This window comes from Arthrobacter sp. GW460-12-1-14-TSB2 (genome assembly GCF_059423525.1).
Genome location: NZ_JBWKYC010000004.1, coordinates 59,261 through 83,128 on the forward strand (window position 1 = coordinate 59,261; position 23,868 = coordinate 83,128).

General features: G+C 65.7%; 18 protein-coding genes. 16 read left to right on the forward strand and 2 right to left on the reverse strand.

The window, feature by feature from the left end:
* Positions 1–15 precede the first annotated feature (15 nt).
* The gene (locus AC07YR_RS07580) at positions 16–906 is read left to right on the forward strand and encodes an NADP-dependent oxidoreductase (RefSeq protein WP_494733595.1); all 891 of its coding nucleotides are present in this window, start codon (positions 16–18) and stop codon (positions 904–906) included.
* Between the two features lie 13 nt (positions 907–919).
* On the opposite strand, the gene nadE is transcribed toward AC07YR_RS07580, so the two are convergent.
* The gene (nadE, locus tag AC07YR_RS07585; RefSeq protein WP_494733596.1) at positions 920–1,741 is read right to left on the reverse strand and encodes an NAD(+) synthase; all 822 of its coding nucleotides are present in this window, start codon (positions 1,739–1,741) and stop codon (positions 920–922) included.
* Positions 1,742–1,805: 64 nt separating this feature from the next.
* Positions 1,806–2,852, reverse strand: coding sequence for a LacI family DNA-binding transcriptional regulator (locus AC07YR_RS07590; RefSeq protein WP_494733597.1), 1,047 nt, complete (start codon positions 2,850–2,852; stop codon positions 1,806–1,808).
* Positions 2,853–3,093: 241 nt separating this feature from the next.
* On the opposite strand from AC07YR_RS07590, the gene AC07YR_RS07595 reads away from it, so the two are divergent.
* The 15 genes from AC07YR_RS07595 to AC07YR_RS07665 all read left to right on the forward strand — a co-directional run bounded on the left by AC07YR_RS07595 (position 3,094) and on the right by AC07YR_RS07665 (position 23,792).
* Positions 3,094–3,942 carry a sugar phosphate isomerase/epimerase family protein gene (locus AC07YR_RS07595; protein ID WP_494733598.1) on the forward strand — a complete coding sequence of 283 codons (849 nt, stop codon included), beginning with the start codon at positions 3,094–3,096 and terminating at the stop codon, positions 3,940–3,942.
* Positions 3,939–4,949: a Gfo/Idh/MocA family protein gene (locus AC07YR_RS07600; RefSeq protein ID WP_494733599.1), complete on the forward strand. Its 1,011-nt coding sequence runs from the start codon at positions 3,939–3,941 to the stop codon at positions 4,947–4,949. The genes AC07YR_RS07595 and AC07YR_RS07600 overlap by 4 nt, the downstream gene beginning before the upstream one ends.
* A 206-nt stretch (positions 4,950–5,155) precedes the next feature.
* Positions 5,156–6,679 carry an ABC transporter substrate-binding protein gene (locus tag AC07YR_RS07605; protein ID WP_494733600.1) on the forward strand — a complete coding sequence of 508 codons (1,524 nt, stop codon included), beginning with the start codon at positions 5,156–5,158 and terminating at the stop codon, positions 6,677–6,679.
* Positions 6,680–6,685: 6 nt separating this feature from the next.
* Entirely contained in the window at positions 6,686–7,627 is a 942-nt protein-coding gene (locus AC07YR_RS07610; protein WP_436056552.1) for an ABC transporter permease, read from the forward strand.
* Positions 7,624–9,483: a dipeptide/oligopeptide/nickel ABC transporter permease/ATP-binding protein gene (locus AC07YR_RS07615; RefSeq protein ID WP_494733601.1), complete on the forward strand. Its 1,860-nt coding sequence runs from the start codon at positions 7,624–7,626 to the stop codon at positions 9,481–9,483. Before AC07YR_RS07610 ends, AC07YR_RS07615 begins: the two co-directional genes overlap by 4 nt.
* Before the next feature lie 50 nt (positions 9,484–9,533).
* Positions 9,534–10,379 (forward strand): ATP-binding cassette domain-containing protein, encoded by an 846-nt coding sequence (locus AC07YR_RS07620; protein ID WP_494733719.1) that lies wholly within the window; start codon positions 9,534–9,536, stop codon positions 10,377–10,379.
* Positions 10,380–10,455: 76 nt separating this feature from the next.
* Positions 10,456–11,316, forward strand: a complete 861-nt coding sequence (locus AC07YR_RS07625) for a sugar phosphate isomerase/epimerase family protein (protein ID WP_494733602.1) — start codon at positions 10,456–10,458, stop codon at positions 11,314–11,316.
* 31 nt (positions 11,317–11,347) lie between these two features.
* The gene (locus AC07YR_RS07630) at positions 11,348–12,514 is read left to right on the forward strand and encodes a Gfo/Idh/MocA family protein (protein ID WP_494733603.1); all 1,167 of its coding nucleotides are present in this window, start codon (positions 11,348–11,350) and stop codon (positions 12,512–12,514) included.
* 130 nt (positions 12,515–12,644) lie between these two features.
* Positions 12,645–13,706 (forward strand): LacI family DNA-binding transcriptional regulator, encoded by a 1,062-nt coding sequence (locus AC07YR_RS07635; protein ID WP_494733604.1) that lies wholly within the window; start codon positions 12,645–12,647, stop codon positions 13,704–13,706.
* A gap of 115 nt (positions 13,707–13,821) precedes the next feature.
* On the forward strand, positions 13,822–15,228 hold the full coding sequence (gene uxaC, locus AC07YR_RS07640; protein ID WP_494733605.1) for a glucuronate isomerase: 1,407 nt from the start codon (positions 13,822–13,824) through the stop codon (positions 15,226–15,228).
* Positions 15,225–16,667, forward strand: coding sequence for a mannitol dehydrogenase family protein (locus tag AC07YR_RS07645; protein ID WP_494733606.1), 1,443 nt, complete (start codon positions 15,225–15,227; stop codon positions 16,665–16,667). The genes uxaC and AC07YR_RS07645 overlap by 4 nt, the downstream gene beginning before the upstream one ends.
* Before the next feature lie 205 nt (positions 16,668–16,872).
* On the forward strand, positions 16,873–18,711 hold the full coding sequence (gene uidA / locus AC07YR_RS07650; RefSeq protein WP_494733607.1) for a beta-glucuronidase: 1,839 nt from the start codon (positions 16,873–16,875) through the stop codon (positions 18,709–18,711).
* Between the two features lie 59 nt (positions 18,712–18,770).
* Positions 18,771–20,144, forward strand: a complete 1,374-nt coding sequence (uidB, locus tag AC07YR_RS07655; RefSeq protein ID WP_494733608.1) for a glucuronide transporter — start codon at positions 18,771–18,773, stop codon at positions 20,142–20,144.
* Between the two features lie 44 nt (positions 20,145–20,188).
* Complete coding sequence (manD, locus tag AC07YR_RS07660) at positions 20,189–21,418, forward strand: D-mannonate dehydratase ManD (protein ID WP_055801126.1); 1,230 nt, start codon at positions 20,189–20,191, stop codon at positions 21,416–21,418.
* 79 nt (positions 21,419–21,497) lie between these two features.
* Entirely contained in the window at positions 21,498–23,792 is a 2,295-nt protein-coding gene (locus AC07YR_RS07665; protein ID WP_494733720.1) for a gluconokinase, GntK/IdnK-type, read from the forward strand.
* Positions 23,793–23,868: the final 76 nt, after the last annotated feature.

Consider the following 23,868-nt stretch of genomic DNA (forward strand, 5'->3'; position numbering starts at 1 on the left):
CCTATGGGCGTCAGAATGCAGTTTGCGGAATTTGGCAGCCCCGACGTGGTCACCCCGGCTGAGGAGGAGCTGCCGCCGCCGGGCAACGACGAAGTGCAGGTGGCCGTCCGAGCCGTCGCCGTCAACCCGGTGGACTGGAAGGTTGTTGCCGGCTACCTGGAGCGGTTCTTCCCGCTGCAGCTGCCCGCGGTTCCGGGCTGTGAAGCGGCGGGAAAGGTCACGGCTGTCGGCAGCGGGGTCACAGACTTCGGGGTGGGCGAAGATGTCATCTGGAACGGGATCGTCGGCGGCTACCGTTCCGTTGCCAACTTTCCGGCCGGCCAGCTCACGCCCAAACCGGCGGGCCTGGACGTCGAGCAGGCAGCATGCATGGCGATAGCCGGAGGTGCCGCGTATTCCGCCTTGGTCCAGCTGGGGGCCGGTCCGGGGGATACGGTGCTGGTCCACGGTGCGGCGGGAGGCGTGGGCTCGGCAGCCGTCCAGATTGCCCGGAACCTTGGCACCCGCGTCATCGGCACTGCGTCGGAACCGAACCATGAGTATCTGCGCGGGCTCGGAGCCGAGCCCGTGACCTACGGCGACGGGCTCGTGGAGCGCGTCCGCTCCCTGGGCAGCATCACCGCGGTGGTGGACACCGTTGGCGGGGAGGAGTCGACGGCGGCAACGGTCGCGTTGCTGGGCGGCCACGGCACCGCGGTGACCACGGTGCCCGGGAAGGTATCCAACGCCGCCGGAATTGCCCCGCTCCGGCTGCTCGACGGAAGGGTGGCGGAAGCTGCCAGGCTGGGCGCCGACGGAAAGCTGCGTTTCAACATCCAGGAACGGCTGCCCCTCACCGACGCGGCGCGGGCGCTGGACATCAGCCGGGCCGGCCACGTCCGGGGCAAGCTCGTGCTTATTCCGTAGGAGTCGAGCCGCGCTACTTCCACCACGTATCGAAGATGGTGACCGGGACAGTGCGCTTGTGGCGGGTGCGGAGGTACTTCTGCTCGATCGATTCGGCAACGGCGTCCGGGACGTCGCGGCCTTCCAGGTAGTCGTCGATCTGGTCGTAGCTCAGTCCAAGCTCGTCCTCGTCCGTGCGGCCGGGCTTGCCGTCGAGCAGGTCTGCCGTGGGCACCTTCTCCCAGATCCGGGCAGGGGCTCCGAGCTCGGCGAGGAGTGCCCTGTTCTGGCGCTTGTTCAGCCCGAACAGAGGCAGGATGTCCGCGCCGCCGTCGCCAAACTTGGTGAAGAAGCCGGTGACGGACTCGGCGCCGTGGTCCGTACCGATGACCAGGTAGTTGTGCTCGCCGGCGAGGGCGTACTGCGCGATCATGCGGGTGCGGGCCTTGGTGTTGCCCTTGTGGAAGTCGGAGATACCGTTGCCCACGGTCTTCTCGAATTCGTCCTCAAAGCCGTCCACCGCAGCGGAGATGTTGAACGTCCACTCGGTCTTGGCCTTGATGAAGTCCAGGGCGGCCTGGGCGTCGTCCTCGTCGTGCTGCACGCCGTAGGGGAGACGGACCGCCACGAAATTGGCGTCCGTTCCTTCCGCCGCGAGCTCTTCAACGGCCAGCTGGGCAAGCCGTCCCGCGAGCGAGGAATCAAGGCCTCCGGAGATACCCAGGACGAAGCCTTTGGTATTTGTCGCCTTGAGGTAATCCTTCAGGAACGTGACGCGTTTGCGCACCTCCCCGGCGGGGTCGATCCGGGGCTGGACGCCCATTTCTTCAATGATCCTGGCCTGGAGTTCGCGCATGTGATCCAGACTAGTCAGCAGTGTCAACCATGCTCAACTGTGTCTGCCTGAATCAGCCCCGGAATTACTGCGTCCCAAGCCCCGGCGCAGCCTGCGTCGGCGCAGGCCCGGTGGAGCCACGGACGGTCAGATGCGTGGGCATCACGGAACGGCTGCGGGTGCCGCCTCCCGCCAGCGGGTTCAGCTGGGCCAGCAGCATGGAGACTGCCACGCGGCCGGCCTGTTCGATCGGGGAGGCCATGGTGGTCAGCGGCGGATTGCAGAAGTCAGCGCCGAAGATGTCGTCGCAGCCCACAATGCTCATGTCCTGCGGAACACGGATGCCTCGTTCGCGGAGGCGCTGGAGCATTCCGATGGCGATGAGGTCGTTGAACGCGATGCAGGCAGTCACCCCGCTGTGCACGGCGGCGTCCGCGGCTGCTGCGCCGGACTGCGTCTTCGGAGCGAAGGGACCCAGCCTGCGCACCTCCACGCCGCGTTCCTTGGCTGCCTCGGACAGGGCCGTCCAGCGCCGCGTGCTGGACTGGGACGTTGCGGGTCCGGCGATGTAGGCGATGCGCGTGTGGCCCAGCGAAACGAGGTGGTCCAGGGCCTGGCTGGTGGCTGACGGGGTATCAATGAGGACGGCGGGAACGCCGGGGACGTCGCGGTTGACCGTGACCATCGGCATCTTCGCCGCAGCCGCGAGCAGGGCGTCGTCGCTCAGCCGGGAGGCGGCCACCACAATCCCGTCAGCACTCTTGCGCAACTGCTCCATGGTGCTGGCCTCCACCTCATCGGATTCCTCCGTGTCCACCAGCAGCTGGGTGTATCCGGCCGCCTTGAGCTGGAGCTGGGTGCCCCGGATGAGGTCGAAATAGAAGGGGTTGGTGATGTCCGGAACCAGCACTCCCACTGCGCCGGTGCGGCCGGAGCTCAGCGCCTTGGCCTGGCTGTTGGGGATGTAGTTCAACTGCGCCGCGGCCGCCTCGATCCGCTGCCGTGTCCTGATGTTGACACGGTCGGGCGTGGAGAGCGCCCGGGACACGGTAGAGGCCGCCACACCGCAGAGCGCGGCAATGTCGTGGATGGTGGGCGGGCGGTCCACAGCTGCTGGTTGCGTCGTAGCCACGGCGCTCCTCTCTGAACGTGGTGGCCGGGCCGTGACGGCCGGGTCGGGTAGGCGGGCCTGTGACTGCCGCCACAGAACCGTTCTGCAAAGGATGCCACAGATTGTCAAAGTTTGGCAACCGGTTGTCATGCGGGATCCGGCTGGCTAAACTGGGCTGGACACCGTTTGTGAACTGCGTCACCGCACTGGAGCCTGAATGACAGCTGCCCGGCGCGGCGGCCGCGAGCCCCAGGAGATCCGCGTGAGCGAAACAACCACCGCAGTCTGGCCCCTCTCAGGTTTCGGGGACGAGATAGATCCGGATCCTGCGGTGCAGGCCGCGGTCCTGCTGGCACTGGGGGCAAGCCACATCGAAGTGCGCAGTGCCTGGGGTACCAACGTCTCCGAGCTTGAACCGCCGCAGGTCGCGGCCCTCAAGGAAATCCTTGATGAAAAGGGCCTCAAGGTCTCGGCCGTCGCCAGCCCCATCGGCAAGGTGGACGTGAGCCTCCCGGTGGAACACGAACTGGACCGGCTGCGCCAGATCATTTCCGTGGCCAAGGGCCTGGACACCAAATACATCCGGATCTTCTCCTTCTACCGCGCCGGGGACCAGAGCGCCCAAGACATCCGCGACGACGTCATGGTCCGCATGGGTGCGCTGGCAGCGCTGGCTGCGGAGTCCGGCGTCGTGCTCCTGCATGAAAACGAAAAAGGCATCTTCGGTGACACTCCCGAGCGGGTCCTGGACCTCATGAAGACCGTGGATTCCCCGGCACTGCGCATTGCCTGGGACAACGCCAACTTCGTCCAGGTGGGCGTTAAGCCGTACACCGACGGCTATGCCATGCTGCGGCCGTACCTTGAGTACTTCCAGGTCAAGGACGCTCTGGCCGGCACCGGCGAAGTGGTTCCCTCCGGCGAGGGCGACGGCGAACTGGATGCCACCATCGCCGCGCTGAAGGCGGACGGTTACACCGGCTTCGCCTCGCTGGAACCTCACCTGGCCAGCGCCCATGAGCTGGGCGGTTTCTCGGGCCCGGTTGCGTTCGGCATCGCGGCCCGGGCCTTCGCGGCGCTTGCTGCCAAGAACGGGGTTGAACTCTCTTGAGCACGTCGGTGGCCGTCATCGGCTGCGGCGATGTTTCCGCCGTGCACTTCGAAGCGGTGGCAAAGCTCGACGGAGCCACGCTGGTTGCGGTCTGCGATTCGGATCCGCACCGGCTGGCGGCCGCGACGGCCGCCCATGGCGTCCCCGGCTTCGCAGACCACCTCAGCCTCATCGAGGCGGTCCGGCCGGACGTTGTGCACATCTGCACCCCGCACGACCAGCATGCCTCGCTGGCCGCGGACTGCCTGGAACGCGGCGTCAATGTGATCGTCGAAAAGCCGCTGGCCCACACACTGGCGGAGGGCCGGCGGCTGGTCGAGGCCGCCTCAGCAGGTACCGCGAAAATAGCGGTGTGCTTCCAGAACCGGTACAACGCGACGTCGCAGGCTATGCACGCCCTCCTGCGGTCCGGCGAGCTGGGCGCGGTGGTGGGGGCCTCCGCAACGGTCATGTGGCAGCGCTCCGCCGAGTACTACGAAAGCCGGCCGTGGCGCGGGACCTGGGCAGGCGGCGGTGGCGGTCTCATGATGAACCAGGCCATCCACACCGTGGACCTGCTTCAGTGGCTGGTGGGGGATGTCGTGTCCGTCACCGGCAACGCTTCCACCCGCTTCCTGGCCGGTGCCATCGAAGTGGAGGACACCGCGGAGTTCGTCGCAGAACATGAGGGCGGGGTCCGGAGCGCGTTCTATGCCACCCTGGCCAATGCCTACAACGCCCCCGTAACGCTTGATGTTGTCACGGAAAAGGCGGTCCTGAGCCTGCACGGCGACCTTACGGTGACGCATGCGGACGGCCGCGTGGATGTCATCCCGGAGCGCACGAGCGAGTCCGGCGGCCGGTCCTACTGGGGGGTCTCGCACGAATTGCTGATCAACGACTTTTACGGCCGGCTGGATGACCCGGAGCCGTTCTGGATCAGCCCCGCAGAGGCCGAAAAATCACTGCGCATCATCAAGGATGTCTACCGGCAGAGCTACCCGGAGTCGGCTGACAGGGTGTCCTGAAGCCATTGAAGCAACCGGTTGTCGGACATCAGATGGCCTGAGAATGTTTCATTCCCGCCCTCGGAAAGCAATTCTGCAACATCTTTGACAATCGGTTGCCAAACGAAGCAACAATGCGTACTGTGAGTCTCACAAGGCCGGTGTGGCCTACGCCACACCGGCCTTACTCTGCAAGTCTCCCGTTCCACAGATCCAAGGAGCCAACAATGAAGTTAGGTCCCAAGGCGGTAGCAACCGCCCTCACCGTCAGCGCGGCGCTCGCCCTGACCGCATGCGGCGGGACGGCAAACTCCGGCCCGAAAGCCGCTGCTGCCACTGCGCTGACCATCGGCACCATCCAGGACGTACGCTCCTGGGACCCGGCCCAGGCGCACGTGGGTCACGTCCTGCAGCCCTACCAGGCTGTGTACGACACCTTGATCCTCCGCGAGCCGGACGGAAAGCTCAGTCCGATGCTTGCCACCGAGTGGAAGTACAACGAGGCCAACACCAAGCTGACGGTTGACCTGCGCACGGACGTCACCTTCAGCGATGGCGCCAAGTTCGACGCCGAGGCTGCCAAAGCCAACATGGACCACTTCAAGAAGGCCAACGGCCCGCAGATGGCCCAGCTCGCATCAGTCTCCGACGTGGCCGTGGTGGATGCGGACACCATCGACATCAACCTTTCCGTCCCGGACCCTGCCCTGGAGTACTTCCTCAGCCAGGCCGCCGGCCTGATGGGCAGCCCCAAGGCACTCGGTACCGAAGGGATCAAGACCGAACCCGCCGGCTCGGGACCGTATGTCATGGACAAGGCCGCTTCGGTCAAGGATTCCCAGACCGTGTTCAATGCGCGAAAGGACTACTGGAACAAGGACCTGCAGAAGTACCAGAAGCTCACGTTCAAGATCCTGACGGACATCACGGCGCGCACAAATGCCCTGGTCTCTGGCCAGGTGGACGCCACCATCCTGGACCCCAAGACGGGCAAACAGGCCGAGGGCGCCAAGATGAAGCTCGCCGCCAACGAGGTGGACTGGCAGGGGCTGCTGCTGCTTGATCGCGACGGCACCAAGAACCCTGCGCTCAAGGACGTCAAGGTCCGCCAGGCCGTCAACTACGCGTTTGACCGCAAGACCATCCTCGACCAGGTCATGCTGGGCCAGGGCACTCCCACGTCGCAGCCGTTCGGCAAGGCCAGCGGAGCCTGGACCGAAGAGCTGGAAAACCACTACAGCTACGATCCGGCAAAGGCCAAGCAGCTCCTCAAGGAAGCCGGCTACGAAAACGGATTCACGATGGAAATCCCCGCCGTCCCGAACTTCGAAACCCAGATTTCCGTGGTCAAGCAGCAGCTGGCTGATGTGGGCATCACGCTCAATGTCGGCGCTGCGATCACGAATACCTTCACCTCGGATGTTGCAGCCCAGAAGTTCACCACCATGTACTTCTCCCTTTTCCAGGGCGAGCCGACGGTTGCCATCAACCAGATCATCTCCACGAAGGCGCTCTACAACCCGTTCAAGAACGCCAACCCGGAGCTGGACAAGGAGATCGAGGCAGTGCGCGCCGGTGGAGCCGACGCCGGCAAGCTGGCCCAGGACGTCAACAAGTACGTGGTGGAGCAGGCATGGTTCGCGCCGCTGTTCCGTGTGAACCAGATGTACTACCACAACTCCAAGGTTGAGGTAACGCCGCAGATCCAGCAGGCCGTCCCGTCCATCTACAACTACTCACCCGCCAAGTAGGGCACCATGATCAGGTTCATTGCGAAAAGGCTGGGCAGCGGGGCGGTGGTGCTGCTTGTTGTCTCTGCGCTCACGTTCTTCCTGCTGTATATGTCCAGCGGCAGCATCGCCCGGAACATTCTGGGCGACCAGGCCACCGCTGAACAAGTGGCCTTGAAGGAACAGGAGCTGGGACTGGACCAGCCACTCGTTGTCCGCTACCTCGCCTGGGTGGGCGATGCCCTGGCTGGAAACCTTGGCGCATCCTGGTTCACCTCCGAACCGGTAGCCAACTCCCTGGCCAGCCGGATTCCGGTCACCATGACCATGGTTTTCGTAGCAATGATCCTGATCGCCATTTGCGCCGCACTGATCGGTGTAGCCGCTGCAGTCAAGCGCGGCTGGGTGGACAGGGTGGTCCAGGTTGGCGCCATCATCGGCGACTCCGTTCCGGGGTTCGTCATCGGCGTCATCCTGGTCACCATCCTGGCCATCCAGCTGGGCCTCTTCCCCGCCACGAGCACCATCTCACCGGACTCCGGCGCGGACGCCTGGGTCTACTCGATGTCCCTCCCGGTGATCGCCCTGCTGATCAACGGAGTCACCGGCGGCGCGCAGCAGATCCGCAGCGCCGTCATCAAGCAGCTCGAGCGGGACTATGTCCGCACGCTGCGGAGCCGGGGCATCGGCGAGCGCGAAATCCTGTTCAAGCACGTGCTGCGGAGCGCCGCCCCGGCCGGACTGACCGTGCTGAGCCTGCAGCTGATCGGCATGCTCGGGGGTGTGGTCATCATCGAGCAGATCTTCGCCCTCCCGGGTATGGGGCCGATGGCGGTCACGGCAACCACCCAGACGGATCTTCCGGTGGTGATGGGCGTCGTGATGTACACGGTGGTCGTCGTCATTGTGGTGAACCTGCTGGTGGACATTCTTAATGGCTGGCTGAACCCGAAGGTACGTGTGTCATGAGCGATTCTGTAGAAACAGCGGCTGTCGCCGACAGCGCCGTCGCCGTCGCCCCGCCCACGGGCCAGTCCGGCACGGTGGTCCGCTCCACAGTGATCCGGCGCCTGGTCAGGAACCCGCTCGGCATCGCCGCGCTGCTGATCCTGCTGACCATCTCCGTGCTCGCCGTCCTGGCTCCCGTCCTGGCGCCGTTCGATGAGAACTACGCGAATATTGCTAAGACCCTGGCCGAGCCGGATGCCGTGAACATCCTCGGCACGGACAGCGCCGGCCGCGATGTCTGGAGCCGGCTTCTCTTCGGCGCCCAGCTGACGCTCCTTTCCGCCTTGCTCTGCGCCGGGGTTGCCATCACCATCGGCCTGCCGGCCGGGCTGATCGCCGGCTACTACTCCGGGAAATTCGAGGCAGTCTCTAACTGGATGGTCAGCATCACCATGAGCCTCCCCGGCCTGATTGTGCTGCTCACCATCCGGGCCGCTTTCGGTCCGTCGGTTTGGATTTCCATGATTGCCTTCGGCATCCTGATCAGCCCGGCCTACTTCCGGCTGACTCGGACCGCCGTCCAGTCGGTCCGCAACGAGCTGTACGTCGACGCCGCCCGCGTGTCAGGGCTGTCTGACTGGAGCATCATTGTCCGCCACATCTTCTCCGTGGTCCGGGCACCGATCATCATTCAGACTGCAGCCATCGCCGGCGTGGCCATCGCCATCCAGTCCGGCCTGGAGTTCCTTGGCCTGGGCGACCCTTCCAAAGCCACCTGGGGTGTGATGCTCAGCGAGGGCTTCAAGAACGTCTACCTGAACCCGACACTGCTCTTCTGGCCGGCGCTGGCTATGGCGCTCACCATCGGCGGCCTGGTGCTCCTTGGCAATGCCATCCGCGATGCCCTGGAAGACGGCGAGAAGATCAAGCATCGCAAGAAGAAGGTCCATGCAGCGGAAGCCGCTGCTTCAGCCAGCGCCTCTAAGGTAGCGCGCAAGACCCTTGCCGCCGTCGAAGCCGGAACCGAACACCACCTGGTCAAGGTGACCAACCTCGGCGTCGGGTACCCGCAGGCGGACGGCTCGGTCAAGAAGGTAGTGGACGACGTCTCCTTCCACGTGGACCGCGGCGAAATCCTGGGCATCGTGGGCGAGTCCGGATCGGGCAAGTCCCAGACGGCGTTCTCGATCCTTGGCCTGCTGCCTGACACCGCCCGTATAGTGGGCGGCGCCATCCAGTTCGACGGCAACTACACCGTGGCCCCGGGCGACGACAAGGTCAACCAGGACCGGCTGTCCAAGCTTCGCGGCAAGCGGATCTCCTACATTCCGCAGGAACCCATGAGCAACCTGGATCCGGCCTTCACCATCGGCTACCAGTTGGTCACGCCGATGGTGCGCGTCCTGGGAATCTCCAAGGCGGAAGCCACCGAACGTGCCATGAAGCTGCTGTCCGACGTCGGAATTGTCCACCCCGACCGCACCTTCAGGGCGTACCCGCACGAAGTCTCCGGCGGTATGGCACAGCGTGTGCTCATCGCCGGCGCCATCAGCTGCGAACCGGACCTCATCATTGCCGATGAGCCCACTACGGCCCTGGACGTCACCGTGCAGGCCGAGGTCCTGGACCTCATCCGTGACCTTCAGCGCCGCCTCGGCGTCGGCGTGATCCTGGTGACGCACAACTTCGGCGTGGTGGCCGACCTTTGCGACCGCGTGGCCGTGATGCAGAACGGCCGCCTGGTTGAGGAAGGATCCGTCCGCGACATCCTCCGCAACCCGAAGGAGCCCTACACCCAGACCCTCCTGGCGTCGATGCTGGAAGGCAAAACCCCCATGTCCATGCTTGTATCCAGCCAGAAGGAGCCGGTCGCGTGAGCACTGTTGAAGTCAACGAAATTGCCCCGCTCCCCACGGGCCCGCTTCTGATGGTGGACAACCTGGTTGTCGAATACCCAAGCAAGACGTTCCGGGCCAAGCCCTTCCGGGCCCTGACTGACATCAACATCACCATCGGCCGGGGCGAGACCCTCGGCCTGGTGGGGGAGTCCGGTTCCGGCAAGACCACCCTGGGCCGTGCGGTCCTGGGCCTGGCCCCGGTGACGGGCGGCAAGATCACCTTCGAAGGCAAGGACATCAGCCACGCCACCCGCAGGCAGCGGCGGACCCTGAGCCGTGACCTGCAGGTGGTGTTCCAGGACCCTTACACCTCGCTCAACCCGGCCCTGGAGATCGGCGCCATCCTGGCCGAACCCCTTGGCGTGCAGGGCATGGAACAGGCTGCCGCCAAGAAGCGCGTCAAGGAACTCCTGGACCAGGTGGGGCTGCCTTCGGATGCCATCCACCGCCTGCCGCGGGAGTTCAGCGGCGGCCAGCGCCAGCGCGTGGCCATTGCCCGGGCACTGGCCCTTTCGCCAAAGCTGATCGTCTGCGACGAACCCGTCAGCGCGCTTGACCTCTCCACCCAGGCACGCGTGCTGGACCTGTTCCTTCAGATCCAGAAGGACACCGGAGTTTCGTACCTGTTCGTCTCGCACGACCTTGACGTGGTCCGGCACATCAGCCACCGTGTGGCAGTGATGTACCACGGCGAAATCGTCGAGCAGGGACCTGCCGAAGTGGTGACCCGTGACCCCGAACATCCCTATACCCAGCGTCTCCTGCTGGCGTCCCCAGTACCCGATCCGGACCGGCAGGAACAACGCCGGGCGGATCGCCACCGCCTGCTGGACATCCAGCGGCAACAGACCGAACAGGCCGGCGCGCTCGCCTGACACCGGGCGTCAGCCACGGCAGCAGCAATAACAGCAAAGCGGCCCTCGAGGGTCCGGAACATTACGGAGGAACACAGTGGCCAAAATTGGCGTACAGGCGATGATGCTCAGAGACAGCTTCGCCGAGGTGGGGGCGTTCGAGACGCTCCGCAAGGTCAGCGCGATCGGTTACAACGCCGTCGAGATTTCCCAGATCCCGATGACCCCGGAGAACGTCGCCGAGCTGGACCGCTCCCGGACTGAACTGGGCATGGACATCGCGGCGCTGTCCGTCGCGACGGAGACCCCCAAGGGCCGCCCTGGCGACTCCCTGGCAGAGCACTTCGACAAGATCGTGGACGACGCCAAGCGGCTGGACTCAAAGCTCCTGCGGATCGGCATGCTGCCCTTCCCGGCCATGAAGTCGATCGGTGCCGTGGTGGATTTCGCCAAGCAGGCCAACGAATACGCTGAGCGCCTGCAGGAACAGGGCCTGGGCCTGTACTACCACAACCACCACATCGAGTTCGCGAAGTTCGACGGCAAGTTCATGCTGGACATCATCGCCGAGAACTCCCCGGCCATGGGTATGGAAATCGACGTGCACTGGGTGCAGCGCGGCGGGCTTGACCCGGTCCGCACACTGGAAAAGTACGCCGGCCGCACCGCCATGGTGCACCTGAAGGACTACCGGATCGGCGAGCTGCCCGAAGCCTCCTTCGACATGCTCGATTCCGGGGACATCATGGGATTCATGGCCGAATTCAAGAACGTTGTCCAGTTCGCGGAAGTGGGCGAAGGCAACCTGGACTTCGCCTCCATCATCCCCGCCGCGCAGGCTGCCGGCGCCGAGTACATGCTGGTGGATCAGGACGAGCTCTACGGCCGCACCGTCTGGGACGCTTTGCAGACTTCGTACGACAACCTCGTGGCTCTGGGCCACTCGAACCTTTTCTAGACCGCACCGACTGACTACGGAGAATCAGCACATGAGCAAGAAAGTACGCCTCGGCATCATCGGCCTGGGCCAGCAGGGCGGCGCCTACGCCAAGTTCATCACGGACGGCCTGGTCCCCAACATGGAGATCGGCGCCATCTGCGATATCGATCCCGCGAAGAAGGACCTGGCCTCGGCCGCGTACCCGCACGTTCCCTTCTACGATGACTACATCGCCATGCTGGAAAGCGGCGACGTGGACGCCGTCGTCACCTGCGTGCCGCACTTCCTGCACCCGGAGATGGGCATCGAGACGCTCAAGCGCGACATCCACGCGCTCGTGGAGAAGCCGGCCGGCGTTTACACCAAGCAGGTCAAGGAGCTCAACGAGTTTGCCGCTGGCAAGCCTGAGCTGTCCTTCGCCATCATGTTCAACCAGCGCAACAACCCGCTGTACCAGAAGCTGAAGGAAATCGTCGACAACGGCGAGATCGGCAGCATCCGCCGCAGCAACTGGATCATCACCAACTGGTGGCGTCCGCAGGGGTACTACAACTCCAGCGAATGGCGCGCCACGTGGGGCGGCGAAGGCGGCGGCGTCCTGGTCAACCAGGCACCGCACCAGCTGGACCTGTGGCAGTGGATCTGCGGCGTCCCCAAGTCCGTCTACTCCAAGGTTGCCTACGGCTTCCGCCGCGACATCGCAGTGGAGGATGAAGTCACCGCCGTCGTGGACTACGGCAACGGCGCCACCGGCGTCTTCGTCACGGCCACGCACGACCTCGTAGGAACCGACCGCTTCGAGATCCTGGGCGACCAGGGCAAGATCGTCGTCGAAAATTCCAAGACCGCAACGGTGACCCGCCTGAAGAAGCCCGAACGCGAACTCAGCGACGCCATGGACATGAATGATGTCCGCAAGCTCTTTATGGGCGAGCTGAACCCCGCGGAGTACTACACCACCGAAGTCATCGAGTTCGAGTCCGTATGGGGCGGCCAGCACGCCGGTGTCCTGGAGAACTTTGCCGCCAACATCCTGGACGGCACCCCGCTGCTTGCTCCGGGATCGGACGGCATCAACGGTGTCCGCCTCGCCAACGCCATCCACCTCTCCAGCTGGACCGGCACCGAAGTGGGGCTGGACTTCGATGAGGACGTGTTCCTGGCCGAGCTGAACAAGCGCATCGCGGACGAAGGCAAGTTCCCCGAGCGTTCATAGCCCGGGTCGGGGCCGGCGCGGCAACCGCTGGCCATCCCTAGCCCAACTAGCTCGCAGTTAATGTCGTTTTGAGCCCTGAAAACGACATTAACTGCGACCCAGTTGGGGTGTTCCTCGTTAGGATGGGGCGGTGACTGAACCCAAGACGCCGGACGCTGCGGCCCCACCAGCTCCGGCGAAGAAGCATTCCCGGGACGGCAAATCCAACGCCACAATCTACGACATTGCCAAGGTTGCCGGCGTCAATCCGTCCACGGTTTCCCGGGCGCTCAGCAAGCCGGGCCGGGTCAGCGCCAAGACGCAGAAACTCATCGAGGACGCCGCCGCCGAGCTGAACTACCAGGTCAACCCGTTTGCCCGGGCGCTGCCCACCGGCCGGACCAACACCTTCGGCCTGATCGTCGCGGATATCACCAACCCCACGTTCTTCGACATCATCCGCGGCGCGGAAACCACCGCCACGGTGCGGGACTACACCCTGGTGCTGGCCGAGTCCGCTGAGTCCGCCGTTACCGAGCTGACGGCAGCGCGCCGCATGATGGCCACCGTGGACGGCCTCATTCTGGCCAGCCCGCGCATGGACGACGACGACATCCGCGCCCTCGCCCGCGACAAGCCGGTGGTGGTCATCAACCGCGAGGTCGACGGCGTGCCCTGCGTGGTGCCCGACGTGAACAAGGGCATCAGCGAGGCAGTCCGCAGCCTGGCCGCGAACGGCCACCGGAAGGTTGCCTTTGTTGCCGGGCCGCCGCAGTCGTGGATGTCCGCCCGCCGTTGGGAAGGCGTGCAGGCCGCCTGCGAGTGGTCCCGGCTGGAAGCCGTACGGCTGGAATCGAGCAAACCCACGGTCGACGGCGGCAGGCAGGTAGCGCGCGACGTCCGCGCCAGCGGCGCCACGGCCGTGCTGACGTACAACGACCTCCTGGCCATCGGCCTTATGCAGGAACTCCAGGCTGCGGGCATGGTGGTGCCGGACCAGATCAGCATCGTGGGCTTCGACGACATCTTCGGGGCGGATTTCACCACACCCCCGCTCACCACCGTCCGCTCGCCGCTGGGGGAGTGCGGCTCCGGCGCCACAACGCTGCTCCTTGACCTGCTGCACGGCACGGGTGACCCGGCGGGGACGCTGCGCGTCGAGACGGAGCTGGTGCTGCGGGGGTCCAGCGGACGGCTCCTCCCCGCGGGCTGAGTCCGGGCCGCCCCGTCCCGGCCACCCACCCCGGCCGCGCGGCCGCCCTCGCAACTTAATGGCAATTTATGGCAACCGGTTGACAAAAGGCTGGAACAGGCCGGACCATTGAGCTATGTCACAGTCGATTGCAGCCAACCCAGACCGGCTCCTGCCCGCGGATCCCGGAACGCGCAGCATTGCGCGCGACCTCCTGCAGCGCGTCCAGGACCTGCCCATCATTTCCCCGCACGGGCACGTTGACGCCGCAGTCATCGAGCACAACACCCCCTTCCCGGACCCGGCAGCGCTGCTGGTCAGCCCGGACCATTACGTCACCCGGCTGATCCACGCCAGCGGGGTTCCGCTGGACCGGCTGCGCGGCTCGAACACCGCGGAGCCGGACTCCCGCACCGTCTGGCGCGAGTTCTGCCAGGCCTGGCCGCTGTTCGAGGGCACCGCCTCCGGCTACTGGCTCCGCACCCAGTTCGACAGCGTCTTCGGCCTCCAGCAGGAGATCAGCGCCGAGACTGCCGATGCCAGCTACGATGCCATTTCCGCCAAGCTGATGGAGCCCGGCTTTCGGCCCCGCCAGCTCTTCAAGGACTTCAACATCGAGGTCCTGGCCACCACGGACGATCCCCTGGACAGCCTGGCCAGCCACAAGGCAATCGCCCAGGACCCCACGTTCCACGGCCGCGTCCTGCCCACGTTCCGCCCTGACCAGTACCTGAACATCGCGCATCCCGCATGGTCCGCCAACGTTGACCGCCTCATCGCGGCAGCGGGCGACGGCGCCACCGGTTACGCCGGCTACATCACCGCGCTGGAAAACCGGCGTCGCTATTTCGTGGAGCACGGCGCCGTTTCCGCGGACCACGGCGTCCGCACGCCCGCAACGCTGAAGCTCGACGCCGGTGACGCGGCAAAGCTGTTTGACCGCGCCCGTTCCGGCCAGACCACGGCGCGGGACCGCGAAGACTTTGAAGCGCACATGATGTACCAGATGGCGCGGATGTCCGTGGAAGACGGCCTGGTGATGACCATCCACCCGGGGTCTTACCGCAACCACCACGAACCCACGTTCAACGCTTATGGCGCCGACACCGGCCACGACATCCCGTTCGCCGTCAACTACACCGAGGCGATCCGCCCGCTGCTGCAGGACTTCGGCACGGCCAAGGACTTCCACCTGGTGCTCTTCACCTTGGACGAGACCGTGTTTTCCCGTGAACTCGCGCCGCTGGCGGGCTTCTACCCGTCCGTGTACCTCGGCGCCCCGTGGTGGTTCCTGGATGCACCGGACGCCATGCTGCGTTTCCGCTCGGCCGTCACCGAGACTGCCGGGTTCTCCCGCTCGTCCGGCTTCATCGACGACACCCGCGCCTTCTGCTCCATCCCGGCACGGCACGATGCGTCCCGCCGGATCGAGGCCTCCTTCCTGGCCCGGCTCGTGGCCGAGCACCGCGTCAGCGAGGACCGCGCCCACGAACTGATCGTCGACCTCGTCGACGGTTCGCCCCGAAGGGTCTTCAAGCTGTGAGCACCGAACTGCGACCTAATGCTGCCGAGGAAGCAGGGCCCGCTACGGACCTTCCCCGGCTGAACCGCCGGCTGCGCCCGTCCGCCAAGGCGCCAGTGCGCATCGTCCACCTGGGTCTGGGCGCCTTCCACCGCTCGCACCAGGCCTGGTACACCCACCAGGCGGGGGACGCCGCAGACTGGGGCATCGCCGCCTTCACCGGCCGCCGGCCTGACGCAGCGCTGGCGCTGGCCGAACAGGACGGGCTGTACACCGTGGTGGAGCGCGCCGACGGCGGCGACACCTTCGCCGTGGTCAGCAGCATCGTGGAGGCCGTGGACGGCGCCAACGTGCAGCGCCTGGCGGAGCTGATCGCGGCTCCCGCCACCGCCCTCGTCACCCTGACCATTACCGAAGCGGCCTACCGCCTCGGGGCCGACGGGCACCTCGACGCCAAGGCGCCCGACGTCGTCGCCGACCTTTCGCTGCTGGCCGGCAACGGATTCCCGACGACGCCGCTGGGCCGGCTGGTGCTGGCCCTCGCCGCCCGCCGGGCTGCCGGAGCGGGACCGCTCGCCGTGGTCTGCTGCGACAACCTCTCCAACAACGGCACCGTGGCGCACAACGCCGTGGTGGGCATGGCCCGCGCGTGGGACGCTGGCCTCGCTGACTGGATCGATGCCAACATCAGCTTCGTCAGCACCTCGGTGGACCGCATTACGCCGCGCATCACTGACGCGGATGTCGCTGCTGTCCAAGCCGCGTGCGGCTATCGGGACACTTCGCCCGTCGTTGCCGAGCCCTTCGCCAACTGGGTGCTCAGCGGGGAATTCCCTGCCGGCCGCCCTCGCTGGGAAGACGCCGGCGCGGTGTTCGTGGCCGACATCGAGCCGTACGAGAACCGCAAACTGTGGCTCCTGAACGGCGCCCACTCGCTGCTGGCGTACGCGGGCCAACTCCGCGGCCACACCACCGTGGCGCAGGCCCTGGCGGATCCGCTGTGCCTTCAGGCCGTGGAAAAGTTCTGGGACGAAGCCGAAGCGAACCTGTCCGGGCCGGGTGGAAACGCCGCCGGGCTGCAGATCCCGGAGTACCGTGCCGCCCTGCTGGCACGCTTCAGCAACGCCAGGATCGCGCACCACCTCGCGCAGATCGCCATGGACGGCAGCACCAAGCTGCGGATGCGTGCCGTTCAGGTGCTGCAGGCCGAGCGTGCCGCGGGCAGGAGCGGGGCGGCGGCCGCACTCATGATTGCCGCCTGGATGGACTACAGCGCTGTCGCCGCCGCGTTCCAGGATCCGCTGGCCGAGGCCGTGGCTGCAGCCAACCTGCTCGGCGGCACCGAACGGATCCGCGCCCTGCTCAACATCGTGGACCCGGTCCTGGCAGGGGACGGCGCCGTCGTGGACCTGATCGAAAACCTGTGCGGAACGTTCGGGGAGCTGGCTGTCTCCTGCTAGCGTCCTCCGCACGCGCTGCTGCCCGGCTCCCGGATCACCGGGATCCGGGCAGCGGTGTTTAATGAACTTTCAACAAAATTTTATGGCAACCGCTTGCCATTTGATTGCCAAGTGATTAGCATTACAAGAAGAGCAAAACCGGCGCACCGCCGTACTCGCCAGAATCCCCCCGGCACAGACCGCAAAGACGCGATAGGACCCCCAGATGCTGAAGCCCCAAGCCAGCGAAACGCGCGAACTGGTCAACCTCGACGGCCTCTACGCGTTCAAGGTGGACTTTGACCGCGCCGGCCACCGCGAGGAATGGTTCAGGGCGCCCCTGGACACCGGGCTGGAGATGGGCGTCCCCGCCAGCTACAACGACGTCTTCCCGGACAAAGCAATCCGCGACCATGTGGGCTACGTCTGGTACCAGCGCGAAGTCCGCGTCCCGCGCGGCTGGGCAGGTGAGCGCATCCACCTCCGCCTCGACTCGGCCACCCACGAGGGCATGGTGTGGGCCGATGAGGTCCTCGTGGCCCAGCACACCGGCGGCTACATGCCCTTCAGCGCGGACATCACGGACCACGTCACTCCGGGCAAGACGTTCCGGCTCACCGTCGCCGTCAACAACGAGCTCACCCAGGCCACCATTCCGCCGGGCAGCATCACCGTCACGGAAGACGGCCGGCGCCAGCAGAGCTACCTCCACGACTTCTACAACTACGCCGGCCTGCACCGCAGCCTCTGGCTGTACAGCACCCCGGCGGTCACCGTGGACGACATCACGGTGGTCACCGGCTTCGACGGCCCCACCGGCACGGTGGACTACACGATCGCGACGGCGGACGCCACCGCCGGTGGGACGGACAGTGCAACGGTGACCGTTTCGCTCAAGGACGCCGACGGCGTCGAAGTTGCCCGCGCGGACGGTGCCAGCGGCGCACTGGTGATCAACGACGTCGTGCTCTGGCAGCCCGGCGCCGCGTACCTCTATAGCCTGACCGCCGAAATCCGCGAGGGCGGCCGGCTGCTGGACAGCTACACGCTGCCCGTCGGCGTCCGCACCGTCGAAGCCCGCGGCAAGGAATTCCTCATCAACGGGGAGCCGTTCTACTTCACCGGCTTCGGCATGCACGAGGACCACGTCACCGTCGGCAAGGGACACAGCAACGCCCAGATGGTCAACGACTTCCAGCTCCTGGACTGGGTGGGCGCCAACTCGTTCCGTACCTCGCACTACCCCTACGCCGAGGAAGTCATGGACTTCGCCGACCGCCACGGCATTGTGGTCATCGACGAGACCGCGGCCGTGGGCCTCCACCTGGGCTTTGGCGCAGTGTTTGGCGGCATCGCCAAGAAGACCTACGAGGACGGCGTTGTGGACGCCAATACGGCGGCCAACCACCGGCAGGCGATCACCGAGCTCGTGGCCCGGGACAAGAACCACCCGTCCGTGGTCATCTGGTCCATAGCCAATGAACCCAACGGGTCCGAGGAAGGGGCACGCGAGTACTTCCAGCCCTTGGCGGAACTCACCCGCGAACTGGACCCCACCCGGCCCGTGGGCTACGTCAACGTCATGTTCGACACCCCGGACAAGGAACTGCTCGGGGACCTCTTCGACGTCATCCTGCTCAACCGCTACTACGGCTGGTACCTGAACAACGGGGACCTGGAATCAGCGGAGCAGGTCCTGGAGAAGGAACTGCGCGAATGGGAAGCCAAGTACGGCAAGCCCATGATCATGACCGAGTACGGGCCGGACACCATGCCCGGCTTCCACTCCATTTATGAGCAGCCCTGGAGCGAGGAATACCAGGCCGCCTTCCTGGCCATGTACCACCGGGTGTTCGACCGGGTGGACGCCATGGTGGGCGAGCAGGTCTGGAACTTCGCGGACTTCCAGACGTCAAACGGCATCATGCGCGTGGACGGCAACAAGAAGGGCGTCTTCACCCGCGACCGCCGGCCCAAGCCCGCCGCGTACGCCCTCCGCCAGCGCTGGACCGCGCTGGCAGCCACCAAGAACGCCACCCCGAACAGCAGCGTCACCACCCCCTAGCGTTTTGACCATTTTTTCGCCGGCTCCGCGGAGCCGGCACCGGGTAAAGGAGCCCAATTATGAAAAAACTCGGCAAGCTCAGCATCCTCGGCTACGGCGCCGGCGATGCGGCCAACAACCTCGCCTTCACCTCGGCCACCATGTTCCTCCTGGTCTACTACACGGACGTTGCAGGCATCTCGGCCGCCGCGGCAGGCACCCTGCTGCTGGTGGTCAGGATCTTTGACGCGTTCGCCGATGTTTTCGCCGGACGCATGGTGGACCGCACCTTCAGCAGGCGCTTCGGGAAGTTCCGTCCGTTCATCATGTTCGGCTCCATCCCGCTGCTGCTCCTGAGCGTGGCAACGTTCTCCGTCCCGCAGCTGGGCGAATCCGGCACCCTGCTCTACGCCTACGTCACCTACGCGGCACTCGGCCTGGCCTACAGCCTGGTCAACATCCCCTACGGCTCCCTGGCCGGCGCCATGACCCAGGACCCGGGGGAGCGCGCCAAGCTCGGCTCCGCCCGCATGGTGGGCGGCCTGCTGGTCGGTTCGGCCCTCGGCATCTTCGTGGCACCGCTGATCAAGCCGGGCGCTGACCTGCAGTCAACCTTCACCACCATCACCCTGGTGTTCGTTGTCATCGGCGCGGCCTTGTACTTCTTTACCGTCATGACCGCCAAGGAACGCGTCCACCGCGCCGTCCCGAACGTCTCGGTCAAGCAGAGCATGGAAACCCTGAAGGGCAACAAGCCCCTCCTGATGCTGTGCATCAGCTCGTTCTTCTTCCTCTCCGGCTACCTGGCACTGACCTCGGTGCAGCTGTACTACCTGCGCGACGTCCTCGGCAACCTGGGCCTGTACCCGGTGCTGTCCATCATTCAGCTGGCCGCCACCTTCGTACTGGCCGGGTTCATGCCCAGGCTGGTCCGCACCATCGGCAAGAAGCGCGTCTACATCTACTCGTCCGTGCTCACCGTCATCGGCGGCACCATCATCTTCCTCACCCCTGCCAGCCAGGTCTGGATCGGCTTCTCCGGCCTCGTGATCAGCCTGGTGGGCGTCCTCGCGGTCAACATCGTGGTGTGGGCCCTGGAAGCAGACACGGTGGAATACGGCGAATGGAAGACCGGTGTCCGCACCGAGGGCATCACCTACGCACTGTTCTCGTTCACCCGCAAGACCGGCCAGGCCGTAGGCGGCGCCCTCGCCGCCTACGCACTGGCACTGGGCGGCTACAAGTCCGGCGGTGCACAGACTGCCGACGCCCTCTTCGGAATCCAGCTGGCAGCCGGCGCCATCCCGGCAGTGCTGACCATCCTCGCCGTCCTGGTCATGTCCAAGTACAAACTGACCGACGCCATGCACGCCGGGATCCTCACCGAAATCCAGGCACGCCGCACCAGCGAAGAACGCGCAGACGCCGCCAAGCCTCTCACCACTTCCAACTAAGCCCCGACCTACCCTCGACCCAGCCCCGCTCGAAAGGAACAGCTGTGAAAATCATTGCCGCGGAAGTCTTCGTGACAAGCCCGTCCCGTAACTTCGTGACCCTCCGGATCACCACGGAGGACGGCGTGACCGGCATCGGTGACGCCACCCTGAACGGCCGCGAACTCGCCGTCGCCGCCTACCTCAAGGAACACGTCGCGCAGCTGCTGATCGGCAAGGACCCGCACCGGATCGAGGACACCTGGCAGTTCCTGTACCGCAGCTCCTACTGGCGCCGCGGCCCGGTGACCATGGCTGCCATCGCCGCCGTGGACATGGCGCTCTGGGACATCAAGGGCAAGGTGGCCGGCATGCCGGTGTACCAGCTCCTCGGCGGTGCCTCCCGCAACGGCCTGCGCGCCTACGGCCACGCCTCCGGCGCGGACATCCCTTCCCTGTTCGACTCCGTCCGCGAGCACCTGGAACTCGGTTACAAGTCCGTCCGCATCCAGACCGCCGTCCCGGGCATCAAGGCCGTCTACGGCGTCGCCGCGCAGGCCCAGGCCTCAGGCGAGCGCTACGACTACGAGCCCGCCGGCCGCGGCGCGTTCCCGGTGGAGGAAGACTGGGACACCCGGGCGTACCTGCGCCACCTGCCCACCGTTTTCGAAGCCGTCCGGAACGAGTTCGGCCCGGAACTGCCGCTGCTGCACGACGGCCACCACCGCATGACCCCGATCCAGGCCGCCAAGCTGGGCAAGGCTCTGGAACCGTATGACCTGTTCTGGCTCGAGGACTGCACCCCGGCTGAGAACCAGGAAGCCCTGCGCCTGGTCCGCCAGCACACCACCACCCCGCTGGCCATCGGTGAAATCTTCAACACCGTGTACGACTACCAGACCATCATCAAGGAACAGCTGATCGACTACGTCCGGGCAGCCTCCACGCACTTCGGCGGGATCTCCCCGCTGAAGAAGGTCATGGACTTTGCCGCGCAGTACCAGATCAAGTCCGGCTTCCACGGCCCCACCGACATCTCCCCGGTCGGTTTCGCCGCGCAGCTGCACGTGGGCCTGGCCATCCACAACTACGGCATCCAGGAATACATGCAGCACTCGGACAAGACCAACGAGGTCTTCGAACAGTCCATGACCTTCAAGGACGGCTACCTGCACCCGGGCGACAAGCCCGGCATCGGCGTCGAATTCAACGAGGAAGCAGCAGCCGCGTTCCCGTACCAGCAGGCCTACCTGCCCTATAACCGCCTCGTTGACGGCACCGTCCATGACTGGTGAGGCGCGGGTCGTGACAGAGCAGCCCGTGACAGAGCAGCACCTGGTTGAACACGGCACCACCAAACACCGCATAATCGTCATGGGCGTCTCCGGCTGCGGCAAGACGACCATCGGCGACCTGGTGGCCCGCGAACTGGGCGTGCCCTTCCTCGACGGCGATTCGCTCCACCCCGTGGAGAACGTCGCCAAGATGGCCGCCGGCACGCCGCTGACGGACGAGGACCGCTGGCCCTGGCTGGCCACCGTGGGTTCCGAACTCGCAGCCGCCGGGAACGGAGGCCTGGTGCTGGCATGCTCGGCGCTCAAGCGCAGCTACCGTGACGCCATCCGGGAACAGGCGCCGGACACCGTGTTCCTGCACCTGCACGGCAGCAAAGAGGTGCTGAGGGCACGGACTGAAGGCCGCTCCGGGCACTTCATGCCGCCCGCCCTGCTTGATTCCCAGCTCGCAACGCTGGAACCGCTCGGCGCCGACGAAGCCGGCATCGTGGTGGACATCGCCGCCCCCGTAGACCATGTGGTGGCCGAAGCACTGGCCGGGATCGCCGCCGCCGTGCGTTCCACGGCTGCCGCCGTCGTCGGAATTCCCGACGGCGGGACTTCCGCCGGTGCCGCAGGCACCCAGCCGCGCCAGTTCGACGTCGACCTCCAAGCCGCGCCGTTCAACCTCGACGACGCAGCGGTCCAGTGGGTGAACAGCACCCTGGAGTCGATGAGCCTCGAGGAAAAGATCGGGCAGCTGTTCATCAACCACAACAACGACTACTCCCCGGATTACCTCGACGGCGTGCTGGAGAACTACCACGTGGGCGGCATACGCTACCGGCCCGGCCCCTCCGCCGCGGTGCAGGAGCACATCCGCTACGCGCAGTCCAAGACCCGCATCCCGCTGCTGGTGGCCTCCAACCCGGAAATGGGCGGAGCCGGAAGCTGCGACGACGGAACGTTCGTGTCCACGCACCTACAGGCCGGCTCGCACCCGGACAAGGCCATCGCCCGGCAGATGGGCCAGGTGGCCGGCGTCGAAACCGCCGCGCTGGGCTGCAACTGGGCCTTCGCGCCGATCGTCGACATCCACTACAACTGGCGGAACACGGTCATCTCCACCCGGGCCTTCGGCAACACGCCGGAGATCGTGGTGGAGCGCGCCAAGGAGTACTTCGACGGCATCAGCGAGTCACCCACCGCCTGCGCCATGAAGCACTTCCCGGGCGACGGCATGGACGAACGCGACCAGCACGTGGTCACGTCCTACAACACCCTTGGCTACGAGGAGTGGAACCGGAGCTACGGGCACGTCTACCGGGAAATGATCGGGCACGGCGTGCAGTCCATCATGATCGGGCACATCGGGGCGCCGGAACTTTCCCGGCATTTCCGTCCCGGCCTGGCGGACAAGGACATCCGGCCGGCCACGCTGGCGCCGGAACTGCTCCAGGACCTGCTCCGCGGCGAACTCGGCTTCAACGGGCTTATCCTCACGGACGCCTCGCAGATGATCGGCCTGACCCAGGCCATGAAGCGCAGGGACCTGGTGCCGGCCACCATCGCGGCGGGCTGCGACATGTTCCTGTTCTTCCGCAATCCCGCGGAAGATTTCCAGTACATGCTGGACGGCTACAAGTCCGGCGTCATCACCGAGCAGCGCCTGCATGACGCGCTGCGCCGGATCCTGGCCCTCAAGGCCTCGCTGGGGCTGCACCAGAAGGGGCGCAACGAGCTGGTGCCGCCGGTGGAAGCACTCGCCGTGATCGGCAGTGCCGCCCACCGGGCCGTCGCCGCCGAAATCGCGGACAAGACCGTCACCCTCGTCAAGGACACCGCCAACAACCTGCCCATCACGCCGGCGACGCACAAACGCATCCGCCTGTACGGCATCTCCGGCGGTTCGGACTTCACCCGCGCCGACCCGCTGGCCTACCTGGACACCGTCAAGGCGGAGCTGGAAAACGCCGGGTTTGAGGTGCACCTGTTCAAGACGGCGGACCAGCGTGAGGCGGCAGGGGAGACCGGTGTGAACTTCATGTCGGTCATCTCCGAGGAAGCCACCGGCGACTACGCGGACAAGTACGACGCCGCTTTCGTGTTCGCCAATGTGAAGGGCTTCGCCCAGGAGGCAGCCATCCGGATCAAGTGGTCCACCCCGATGGCCGCGGAGATCCCGTGGTACGTCACCGAGGTCCCCACCGTGTTCGTCTCGCTCAACCAGCCCAACCACCTGATTGACGTGCCGATGGTGAAGACCGCCATCCACGCCCACGCAGGGTCGCCCGAGGCCATTCGGGCGACCGTCCAAAAGATCATGGGCAGTTCGGAATTCCAGGGAACGTTCAACGAGAACGTGTTCTGCGATTCCTTCGACACCCGGCTCTGATCCGGTTCAGGCAGGACACCCGGGCCGCACGCGCAGCAATTGCGCGTGCGGCCTTTGTGTGTCCGGCGTAGCGTGG